Source organism: Actinosynnema sp. NPDC023658 (assembly GCF_040639995.1).
Classification (GTDB): Bacteria; Actinomycetota; Actinomycetes; order Mycobacteriales; family Pseudonocardiaceae; genus Actinosynnema.
Window position 1 is genome coordinate 1 of sequence record NZ_JBFAAX010001040.1, and the last position, 1,880, is coordinate 1,880.

Sequence of the window (1,880 nt, forward strand, 5' to 3'; positions counted from 1 at the left end):
GGTAGAGGCGGGCCAAGCAGCGGCGGGCGAGACGGTGGCGGCGCAGGCAACGGTCGGCCAGGCGGCGGGCGAGGCGGTGGCGGGGCACGCAGCGACGGGCCAAGCGGCGGTGGGGCGAGCGGCGGTGGGGCGGGCGGTGGCGTTGGGGGCGGTCGGGGATGCGGAGGCAGTGGTGGCGGCCGTTCGAGGGCGGGAGGAGGCGTTCTCCCGCCTTGCCCGGCAGGTGAAGGGGTGGGCTCGGGCGCGGGGGCTCGACTCCGCGCCCTTCGGTGGGGTGCCGGGCCTGGGTTGGGCGGTGCTGGCGGCTCGGACCGCGCGCGAGTGGGACGGGCCGGACCTGCTGTCGGGCTTCTTCGCGACCTGGGCGGCGTGGGACTGGCGCGACCCGATCGGCCTGGTGTCCTCGCCCCCGCGCACCGGCGCACCCGTCACGATCATGACGCCGTCCGCGCACGTCCGCTCGTGCACCGACCAGGTCGGGCCGGGGTTCCGGGACCTGCTGACCGCCGAGCTGTACCGGGCGTGGGAGATCACCGACACCGGCCGCGACGGCCTCTGCGCCCCGCCCGACGCACACCGCGCGCACGCCGCGTGGGCCCTGGTCACCGTGCCGCACGACCTGGTCGGCCCGGTGCGCGGTCGGATGCGGGCGCTGCTGTCCGCGTTGGAGGTGGCCGGCACGCCGGACGCGCACGCGTGGCCCCGACCGGTGCACCGGGGACCGGACCGGGTGCGGTTCGCGATCGGGCTGGGCCGTCGTCCGCCGTCCGCCGCCGTGCTCACCGACGTGGTCGGCGCGTGGCGGGGCGGGCTGCGCGGTGTCGAAGTCGTCCGGGTGGGCAACGGCGAAGTGCCCACCCTCCGCTGAGCCCGCCGGCCCTACGATCGGGTCGAAGGCCGACCGGAGGCAGGCGGATCCCGTGGAGTTCCAGGACGTGGTGCGCCGCAGGCGCATGGTGCGCCGGTTCACCGACGAGCCGGTGTCCGACGAGAGCGTGCGGCGGATCATGCGCAACGCGCTGCGCGGGCCGTCGGCCGGCTACTCGCAGGGTCAGGCGTTCCTCGTGCTGCGCGGCGAGGAGTCGGCGCGGTTCTACGACTCGGTCCACCTGTGGACGCACGAGTCGGTCAAGGCCGCACCGGTCGTCGTGGTCGCGTTCGCGGTGAAGGACGCCTACCTGGACCGCTACGCCGAGCCGGACAAGGGATGGACGGACCGCAGCGAGGCGCGCTGGCCGGTGCCGTTCTGGTACATCGACACCGGGATGGCCGTGCTGCTGGCCCTCCAGACCGCGGTCGACGAAGGGCTCGGCGCGGTGTACTTCGGCATCGGGGAGCCCGACTTCGACCGGCTGCGCGCGGAGTTCGGCGTGCCGGCCGACCACGTGCCGATCGGCGCGATCGCGATCGGCCACGCCGCCGAGGAGGAGATCTCGCCGGGCGCTTCGCCGCGGACCCGCAAGCGCAGGCCGTTCGACGAGGCCGTGCACTTCGGGCAGTGGTAGGCCCCCACGGTTCCGTCCCGCCACGGCCCCGTCCGGCCTCAGCCGCTGTGCAGGCCCGTGCCGCCGTCAGTCGACGTCGGAGCCGTAGACGCGGTCGACCGCGATGGTCACCAGCACCCGCCGGTCGGACACCATGACCGACCGGTACTCGTCCCAGTCCGGGTGTTCGCCCGCGGCGGCGCGGTAGTGCTCGACCAACGCCTCGACCTCGGGGCCGTGCGGGTCGGTGCCCGGCCCGACGAGCGTCGCCGTGCCTTCGGCGGTGACCCACATCCAGCCGTCGTCGCTGGTCACCTCCAGCGCGACCCTCGGGTCGCGGCGCAGGTTCGCGACCTTCGCGGTCCGCTCGGTGGTCGACACCCCGAGGAGCTCGGG

General features: G+C 75.4%; 2 protein-coding genes and 1 pseudogene. 2 read left to right on the plus strand and 1 reads right to left on the minus strand.

The features are described from left to right. Both AB0G02_RS37815 and AB0G02_RS37820 read left to right on the plus strand, forming a co-directional pair. Positions 1-868 (plus strand): annotated as a pseudogene (locus AB0G02_RS37815) (polynucleotide adenylyltransferase); the annotation flags it as partial. 52 nt (positions 869-920) lie between these two features. Beyond that, positions 921-1,505 carry a nitroreductase family protein gene (locus AB0G02_RS37820; protein ID WP_360804599.1) on the plus strand — a complete coding sequence of 195 codons (585 nt, stop codon included), beginning with the start codon at positions 921-923 and terminating at the stop codon, positions 1,503-1,505. 66 nt (positions 1,506-1,571) lie between these two features. On the opposite strand, the gene AB0G02_RS37825 is transcribed toward AB0G02_RS37820, so the two are convergent. After that, positions 1,572-1,880 (minus strand): PPOX class F420-dependent oxidoreductase (locus AB0G02_RS37825; protein ID WP_360804602.1); only part of this gene is annotated, 309 nt, incomplete at its 5' end.